This window comes from Polaribacter sp. (assembly GCF_036480315.1).
In the GTDB taxonomy this organism is placed as follows: domain Bacteria; phylum Bacteroidota; class Bacteroidia; order Flavobacteriales; family Flavobacteriaceae; genus Polaribacter.
In genome coordinates, this window is record NZ_JAZGGG010000056.1 from 1 (window position 1) to 8,482 (window position 8,482).

Consider the following 8,482-nt stretch of genomic DNA (forward strand, 5'->3'; position numbering starts at 1 on the left):
GATTTTATAAGCCTCAATTCTTTACGAATTGAGGCTTTTTTTATGAAAATAATTTATATAGTTTATAAAATAATCAGTTTTATTTTCGTTATTGATTTTATACTTTGTTTATTTGCATTTCTATGAAATTTAAAATCACTTTTTATTTATTTATTCTTACTTCAGTTAATATAATTGGACAAGTAGGAGGAGAAAGTGTGTATCAATTTTTAAACCTTTCTACTTCTGCAAGACAAATTGCTTTAGGAGGTGAAGTCTTGACTTTAACTGATGATGTAAATCAGCCAATTTGGAACCCATCTGTTATTAGTGAAGATATTGATGGTAAGTTTTCTGTAAATTATTCTAGTTATTTGGCTGGAATAAATGTAGGCTCAATTACTTATGCAAAAACAATTTCTAGAAGGTTTGGTACCATTCATGGAAGCATAAAATACCTAAATTATGGTTCCTTAATAGGAGCAGACGATCAAGGTAATGAAACAGGAAACTTTAACGCTAGTGATATTGCAATTTCAATAGGTTATGCATTTAATCTTCCTTGGACTAATTTGTATATGGGTACAAATTTGAAATTAATAAATTCTAATATTAGTAATTTTTCATCAATTGGTATTGCTGCAGATTTTGGAATTCTATATAATAATCCTTATCAACCATTTTCTATTACTTTAGTTGTAAGAAACGTTGGAACTCAAATTAAATCATTTAATAGTGAAATTGAAAAACTTCCACTTAAAATTGCTCTTGGAGGTTCTTATAAATTAGAACATGTACCATTAAAGTGGCATTTTACTTTAGATAATTTACAACAATGGAATGTTTCTGTTTCAAATCCTTCAGATCAGACTACTGATCTAGAAGGTAATGTGACTGAAGAAGAAGTTGGTTTCATAGGTAATACTTTTAGACATTTTGTAATTGGTGCAGAATTGTTTCCAGAAAGTGCAATAAATTTTAGATTTGGTTATAATTTTAGAAGAGCAGCAGAATTAAAATTACAAAATGCAAGAACTTTTAGTGGGGTATCATTAGGCTTTGGTATTAAAATGAGTAAACTTAAATTTAATTATGCATATTCAAAATTCCATTCAGCTGCAAATACGAGTACTTTTAGTTTACAAATAGACCTAAATAGAAGATAATGATGAATAAAATTATAATAGCAATTGATGGCTTTTCATCAACAGGTAAAAGTACAATTGCTAAATTATTAGCAAAAAAATATAACTATATATATGTTGATACTGGTGCAATGTATAGAGCGGTTACTTTATTCGCAAAACAAAATAATTTTGTAGCTAAAGATTTTTTAAATAAGGAATCGCTTATTTCAAATTTAAAAGATATTTCTCTTTCATTTAAATTTAATATTGATTTAGGTTTTGCAGAAATGCTTTTGAATGGAGTAAATGTTGAAAAAGAAATTAGAACTCTAGAAGTTTCTCAATTGGTTAGTAAAGTTTCAACTATTTCTGAAGTAAGAAAAAAGTTGGTTGCAGAGCAACAATTAATGGGAGAAAATAGAGGAATTGTAATGGATGGTAGAGATATTGGCACAGTTGTTTTTCCTGATGCAGAACTGAAACTTTTTATGACGGCTTCTGCCGACAAAAGAGCAACAAGGCGTTATAAGGAATTGATAGATAGAGGAGATAAAGTGTCTTTTAAAGATATTCTTTTTAATGTTGAAGAAAGAGATAGAATAGATTCTACAAGAGAAGATTCTCCATTAATGAAAGCAGAAGATGCTATTGGTTTTGATAATTCTGATATGGGAATTAAGGAACAATTTGAGAGAATTTGTGCTTTGGTAGATCGAAGAATTTTATAATTACCAAAAGTTTATAGATTATTCTAGCCCAGATTGAAACGGCATCCTTTTTTTTTGATTAAGGTGTGTCAATATCTTTTACCAATAACAAAATTACGCATAAATATAATCAGATGCTGAAATAAATTCAGCATAAAAAAGATATAGTGTAAAGCTGGAAATTGCTTCAAATAGAAATCTTATGGAATATTCAGATATTTATGCGTTTGTAAAGAAATTTTCCATTTTGGGTTTTTCATAACATAATCTACAATAAGTTCCGTCATTTTTTCTTTTTTACTCCATTCTGGTTGTAAAAAAAGTTGACACTTTTTACCAACTTTAGCGGCTTCTCGTTCTGCAAAATCAAAGTCTGATTTGTTTTGAATAATCATCTTTAATTCATCTGCTTCAGGGTAACATTCTTCTAAAGGCAATTTTGTTTTCTTTGGCGACAGGCAAAACCAGTTCCATTTTCCAGAAAAAGAATATGCTCCAGAAGTTTCTATATGCGTTCTTATATTATTTTTTTGAAGATTTTCTGTTATGTAATCCATAGACCACATTAATGGTTCACCACCAGTAATAACAACAGTATTTGCGTATTTTTTTACGTTTTCTACAATAGTGTCTGTTAAAGTTGGTGGATGTAAATCTGCGTTCCAACTTTCTTTAACATCACACCAATGGCAACCAACATCGCAACCACCAACTCTTATAAAATAAGCAGCAGTTCCGGTATGAGAACCTTCACCTTGTATTGTATAAAACTCTTCCATTAATGGAAGCATTATTCCTTTATCTACTAAATCTTTTGTCTTTTTATCCATCGTCATTAAAATCAACCAAAAAGGTTTTAAAAATGCAAAGGTAGTTTTTTGTGTATCAAGAATAAAAAGAATAATAATTTAATTCTAAAGTGTTTAAAATCAAGTATTTTTTGTAAATTTGCACTCCTTTTTACGAGAACAGATTTATAAAAGGAAATGTACAAAACAATTTATAAAAACAACTCTTTGCGTTTTTATCGTTAAAAATCTGAAAAACAATAAGATACAAAATTATTTTAGACACATGTCTGAAGAAACAAAAAACACTGAAGAGCAAGTAGTTGCTACTGAAGTACAAGAAACAGCAACTCCAGCTGTAGATCCAACACAATTTTTAGCAGATTTTAACTGGCACAGATACGAAGAAGGTATTGACGCTGTTGATGAAAAAAAATTAGTTGAGTTCGAAAAAGCGTTAGAAGGTACTGTAGGTTTTGTAAACGAGCGTGACGTAATTGAAGGAACTGTAATCAGAATTACTGATAGAGATGCAATTATCGATATCAACTCTAAATCTGAAGGAGTTATTTCTTTAAACGAATTTCGTTACAACCAAGGTTTAGCTGAAGGAGATAAAGTAGAAGTATTAGTAGACAAAAGAGAAGATTCTTCTGGTCAATTAGTATTATCACACAAAAAAGCAAGAGTAATTAAAGCATGGGAACGTGTTAATAATGCTCATGAAACTGGTGAAGTAGTTAACGGTTTCGTTAAATGTAGAACTAGAGGTGGTATGATTGTAGATGTTTTCGGAATTGAAGCATTTTTACCAGGATCTCAAATTGACGTTAAACCAATTAGAGATTACGATCAATATGTTGAGAAAACAATGGAATTCAAAGTTGTTAAAATCAACCACGAATTTAAAAACGTTGTTGTATCTCATAAAGCTCTTATTGAAGCTGATATTGAATTACAGAAAAAAGAAATTATTGGTCAATTAGAAAAAGGACAAGTATTAGAAGGTGTTGTTAAAAACATTACTTCTTATGGTGTCTTTGTTGATTTAGGTGGTGTAGACGGATTAGTACATATTACTGATTTATCTTGGTCTAGAATCAATCATCCTAATGAGGTTGTTGAATTAGATCAAAAATTAAACGTTGTAATTTTAGACTTTGATGATAACAAATCTAGAATACAATTAGGTTTAAAACAATTATCTGCGCATCCTTGGGAAGCTTTAAATACTGATTTAAAAATTGGTGATATAGTAACTGGTGAAGTTGTAGTAATTGCAGATTACGGTGCATTTGTAGAAGTAGAACAAGGAGTAGAAGGGTTAATTCACGTTTCTGAAATGTCTTGGTCAACGCATTTACGTTCTGCACAGGATTTCGTAAAAGTTGGAGATAAAGTTGAAGCTCAAATTTTAACTTTAGACAGAGAAGACAGAAAAATGTCTTTAGGTATGAAACAATTACATCCAGATCCTTGGACAGACATTACTACTAAATTCCCAGTTGGTTCAACTCATACAGGAACTGTAAGAAATTACACAAACTTTGGAGTATTTGTTGAGTTAGAAGAAGGAATTGATGGTTTAGTATATATTTCTGATTTATCTTGGACTAAGAAAATTAAGCATCCATCAGATTTTGTAACTGTTGGAGACAAATTAGAAGTTCAAGTATTAGAATTAGATGTAGAGAACAGAAAGTTAAATTTAGGTCATAAGCAAACACAAGATAATCCTTGGGATGCACATGAAGCTACTTATACAATAGGTTCTACACATGAAGGTACAATCAAAGAAAAGAATGATAAAGGAGCAGTTGTAACTTTCGCTGATGGAGTAGAAGGATTTGCACCAACAAGATTCTTGGAAAAAGAAGATGGTACTAAATTAGGAAAAGGAGATACAATAGCATTTATTGTAATGGAATTTTCTAAAGAATACAGAAGAGTAGTAGTTTCTCATACTTCAATCTTTAGAGAAGAAGAAAAGAGAAATATTAAAGTTGCCGCTAAAAAATCTGCAGATGCAGAGAAAACAACTCTTGGAGACATTGGTGGTTTAGCAGCTCTTAAAGAAAAAATGGAAGCAGGAGCAAAAAAGAAAAAGTAATTTCTTTTAAGTAAAAGCCGATATTTATAATATCTAAAAGCCGATGCAATTTGCATCGGCTTTTTTTGTCATAAATTTAATTTGGGCGTTACCTAAAAAGGTCGGGCTTTACGCACTCGCTTTTTTTAAGAAAAATAAAAAAGAGCTCAAACAAATGCTTCAACCCCTAATGCAGGATTATTTTCCAGCTTTTAGAATTAATCAATTTAGATAGTGTACTTTACGTTTTTTATTTCTATCAATTCTAAATAAATTAGTTTTTTTAAAGAATGAAAAACCTCCTAACTACTAAAGTTTAAAAACAAACAACACTTTTATCTCACGGTTTTCAGTGAGTTGGTATCACTGAAAACCGTGAGGTGTTCTCACGGAAAACAGTGAAATTTAGCTTTTTAGCCAAAATAAGCAGTATTTTCTTGCGTGTTTGATTTTTTTTTTACATTTAACTGTTTATAAGTAGTATTTGATCACTTCTATTTAAAAAATGCTAGCAAAAAAAGAAAAAGAATGTTTTAAAAATTGCGCACATTCTTTTTTAAATTTAAGATGTTATTTATATAAGTAACATTTATTTGAATGAAAACATCATTCATTAACCATTAATTAATTAATTAATTTAAAAAATAATATTAAATGAAAAATTTTAGAAAACCATACTTGTCAATAATTATGGCATCAGTATTTTTATTTGTATCTTGTAGTCAGTATGATTCAGAATCGCAAGATGTTGAAATAGTTAATAAATTTGATGATACAATATTAAATAATTTTAAAAACAATCTTTCAACCTTTCATAATGTAATGAAAGAGGTAACAAAAATTAAAACGAATAAAAGATCTACGAACTCAATTGAAAGTCAAAATGAAATTTTAGGCATAATTAATAAAAACTATAATACCAACATTCAGATCGAAGGAAACTTATTAGAGTTGTCAAATCTTAATTCTAATGAAATTTTAAGCTCATCTTTAAAAAATGGATGGATAACAAAAAAAGATGTTGAATTAACAAAATCATTAATTGACAATATTGAGCTAGAAGGTTTTGATTTGGCAATAAAAAAGTACGCTGAAGATGTAGAAAAATTAAGTTTATCTAAAGAAGAGTTTTCTAAAAAAAATATTTTCGTTAATACATTAAAATTTATAAACTTTCAAAACCCTAATTATTTTAAAGTAAAAGGGTTTTTACAAAGAGACGATCCTGATGGAGATGTTGGGGTTGGGATTGTGCATTAGCTACAATTTCTTTAGCAGGTGCTTCTGCCGGTCTGTCAGCTTGCGCTACAGTATTTGCATGTGGTTTAGCTATAGCTTGTTTTGCAATAGCTGCAGATAATTTTGCAGATAAATGTGTAGGTGGTTACTTAGAAGATTACGATGTAAATTAAGAAAGTTATGATATATAATATAATTCAATGATTATGGTGAAATTTTCCAAAAAAACAGCTTTTTTTTTAATGATTATAATGTCCTTACTTTTAGTTTTTTCGATGAGAAACGTGGACTGGGAACTTATTTATAAAGGAGAGAGCCTCTATAAAGAGTTAAGTATTTCAATTGTTAATTTACTTTTGACAATTTATTTTATGGTTTATTATGTAAATAAACTTAAAGAAGAAAGCAAAAATTAAGAATAAATTGAAAACTATGATAAAAAGCCGATGCAATTTGTATCGGTTTTTTCTTGTGCAGAATTTATTTCTGCATCACAACAAATACTTTATCTTTGCAGAGCTAATAAAAAAAGACAATCAAAAGCATGACATTAATAAAATCAATTTCAGGAATTAGAGGAACTATTGGAGGTAAAACTGCAGACAATTTAACACCAATAGATGCCGTAAAATTTGCAGCTGCATATGGCGCATTTATCAAAGCAAGAAATGCTGATAAAAAAAACATAAAAGTAGTAGTAGGTAGAGATGCTCGTATTTCTGGTAAGATGATTTCTAGTTTGGTGTCTAATACTTTAGTTGGTTTAGGAATTGATGTTATAGATTTAGGTTTGTCTACAACACCAACTGTAGAAGTTGCGGTTCCTTTAGAAAATGCAGATGGCGGTATTATTTTAACAGCATCTCACAATCCAAAACAATGGAATGCTTTAAAGTTATTAAACGAAAAAGGAGAATTCTTAAACGGAGCAGAAGGAGAACAAATTTTAGCTTTAGCAGAAAGTGAAGATTTTTCTTTTGCTGAAGTAGACGATTTAGGCTCTTATAAAAAGAACAAAAAATACCTTAAAAAACATATTAAAGAAGTTTTAAAACTAGATTTAGTAGATGTTAAGGCTATTAAAAAAGCAAAATTTAAAGTTGTTGTAGATGGAGTAAATTCTACAGGTGGAATTTTTATTCCTGCTTTATTAAAAAGATTAGGCGTAAAATGTATTGAATTATATTGTACTCCAAATGGGCAATTTCCTCACAATCCAGAACCTTTAGCAGAACACTTAACAGATATTTCTGAATTAGTTGTTAAGAAAAAAGCAGATTTCGGAATTGTAGTTGACCCAGATGTAGATAGATTGGCTTTAGTTTCTGAAGACGGTTCTATGTTTGGCGAAGAATATACATTAGTAGCTTGTGCAGATTATGTTTTAGGGAAATTAGGTGGCGGAAATACTGTTTCTAATTTATCATCTTCTAGAGCATTAAGAGATGTTACTCAAAAACATGGCGGAACATATACAGCTTCTGCTGTTGGTGAAGTAAATGTTGTAATTAAGATGAAAGAAACCAATACGGTTATTGGTGGAGAAGGAAATGGAGGAATTATTTACCCAGCATCACATTATGGAAGAGATTCTTTAGTTGGTGTTGCGTTGTTTTTATCGCATTTAGCAAATAAAAAAATGTCTTGTAAAGAATTAAGAGATTCTTACCCTAGTTATTTTATGAGTAAAAATAAAATTCAGTTAACACCAGAAATAGATGTTGACAAAATTTTAGAAACAATGGCTTCAACTTATAAAAATGAAGATGCAAACACAATAGATGGTGTAAAGATAGATTTTGCTGAAGAATGGATTCACTTAAGAAAATCGAATACAGAACCAATTATTAGAATTTATACAGAAGCAAAAAGCCAACAAGCTGCAGATGATTTAGCAGTTCGTTTTATCAATGAAATTAAAGCAATTATAGCATAAGTGATTTTTAAAAAAAATATAATACTATTATTGATAACGTTATTAGCGTTATCAATAAACGCTCAATAAACGCGCAAGAAAATCAAATAAAAAAGGTTTCTAATAAAGGAAAGTTTTTTGTTTATTGGGGTTGGAATTGGGCAGGTTATACAGATTCAAATATTCGTTTTCAAGGAGATAATTACGATTTTACATTGCAAGATGTTACTGCGCAAGACACACCATCAAAATTTACTTTCAAAAAATATTTTGGAATTAAAAACCTAACCAAACCGCAAACAAATGCAAGAATTGGTTATTTTTTTAAGGAAAACTATACAATTTCAATTGGTATAGATCACATGAAATATGTAGTTGATAATGATCAATTTGTAGATATAAATGGAAACATAAATATCGGAAACACAAAATATGATGGCGTCTATACTGGGCAGCAAGTTCAGCTTACAAAAGATTTCTTACGTTAAGAACATACAGATGGTTTAAACTATATTAACCCGTTGTGCATTTAAATAATACTAATTTTTAAGTTGTTAATATTTCTATCAAAAGTAAACTTATTAATGAATTGAATAATTGTTAATGAGGTTAATTTTGAGAGTATTCTAGTCTTAAAA

General features: G+C 29.4%; 7 protein-coding genes and 1 pseudogene. 6 read left to right on the forward strand and 2 right to left on the reverse strand.

The genetic code is table 11. The features are described 5' to 3' along the window. Nucleotides 1-122 precede the first annotated feature (122 nt). Both porQ and cmk read left to right on the forward strand, forming a co-directional pair. Entirely contained in the window at nucleotides 123-1,145 is a 1,023-nt protein-coding gene (porQ, locus tag V3V28_RS11950) for a type IX secretion system protein PorQ (protein ID WP_331365244.1), read from the forward strand. After that, entirely contained in the window at nucleotides 1,145-1,834 is a 690-nt protein-coding gene (gene cmk / locus V3V28_RS11955; protein ID WP_331365245.1) for a (d)CMP kinase, read from the forward strand. The genes porQ and cmk overlap by 1 nt, the downstream gene beginning before the upstream one ends. A 179-nt stretch (nucleotides 1,835-2,013) precedes the next feature. On the opposite strand, the gene V3V28_RS11960 is transcribed toward cmk, so the two are convergent. Continuing rightward, nucleotides 2,014-2,643 carry a 7-carboxy-7-deazaguanine synthase QueE gene (locus V3V28_RS11960; RefSeq protein WP_331365246.1) on the reverse strand — a complete coding sequence of 210 codons (630 nt, stop codon included), beginning with the start codon at nucleotides 2,641-2,643 and terminating at the stop codon, nucleotides 2,014-2,016. A gap of 244 nt (nucleotides 2,644-2,887) precedes the next feature. On the opposite strand from V3V28_RS11960, the gene rpsA reads away from it, so the two are divergent. The 4 genes from rpsA (at nucleotide 2,888) to V3V28_RS11980 (ending at nucleotide 8,332) form a co-directional block, all read left to right on the forward strand. Beyond that, entirely contained in the window at nucleotides 2,888-4,711 is a 1,824-nt protein-coding gene (gene rpsA, locus V3V28_RS11965) for a 30S ribosomal protein S1 (RefSeq protein WP_331365247.1), read from the forward strand. Nucleotides 4,712-5,344: 633 nt separating this feature from the next. Continuing rightward, nucleotides 5,345-5,950, forward strand: a complete 606-nt coding sequence (locus tag V3V28_RS11970; RefSeq protein WP_331365248.1) for a hypothetical protein — start codon at nucleotides 5,345-5,347, stop codon at nucleotides 5,948-5,950. A 523-nt stretch (nucleotides 5,951-6,473) separates the two neighbouring features. Continuing rightward, nucleotides 6,474-7,865, forward strand: a complete 1,392-nt coding sequence (gene glmM / locus V3V28_RS11975) for a phosphoglucosamine mutase (RefSeq protein ID WP_331365249.1) — start codon at nucleotides 6,474-6,476, stop codon at nucleotides 7,863-7,865. Nucleotides 7,866-8,059: 194 nt separating this feature from the next. Then, the gene (locus V3V28_RS11980; protein WP_331365250.1) at nucleotides 8,060-8,332 is read left to right on the forward strand and encodes a hypothetical protein; all 273 of its coding nucleotides are present in this window, start codon (nucleotides 8,060-8,062) and stop codon (nucleotides 8,330-8,332) included. Between the two features lie 41 nt (nucleotides 8,333-8,373). Here the strand turns inward: V3V28_RS11980 and V3V28_RS11985 are convergent. Next, nucleotides 8,374-8,482, reverse strand: a pseudogene (locus V3V28_RS11985) (IS982 family transposase); the annotation flags it as partial.

Excerpts from the sequence above, each read along its gene's own strand:
- porQ (WP_331365244.1), top strand. The coding sequence starts at position 123 with ATGAAATTTAAAATCACTTTTTATTTATTTATTCTTACTTCAGTTAAT.
- cmk (WP_331365245.1), top strand. The coding sequence starts at position 1,145 with ATGATGAATAAAATTATAATAGCAATTGATGGCTTTTCATCAACAGGT.
- V3V28_RS11960 (WP_331365246.1), bottom strand. The coding sequence starts at position 2,643 with ATGGATAAAAAGACAAAAGATTTAGTAGATAAAGGAATAATGCTTCCA.
- rpsA (WP_331365247.1), top strand. The coding sequence starts at position 2,888 with ATGTCTGAAGAAACAAAAAACACTGAAGAGCAAGTAGTTGCTACTGAA.
- V3V28_RS11970 (WP_331365248.1), top strand. The coding sequence starts at position 5,345 with ATGAAAAATTTTAGAAAACCATACTTGTCAATAATTATGGCATCAGTA.
- glmM (WP_331365249.1), top strand. The coding sequence starts at position 6,474 with ATGACATTAATAAAATCAATTTCAGGAATTAGAGGAACTATTGGAGGT.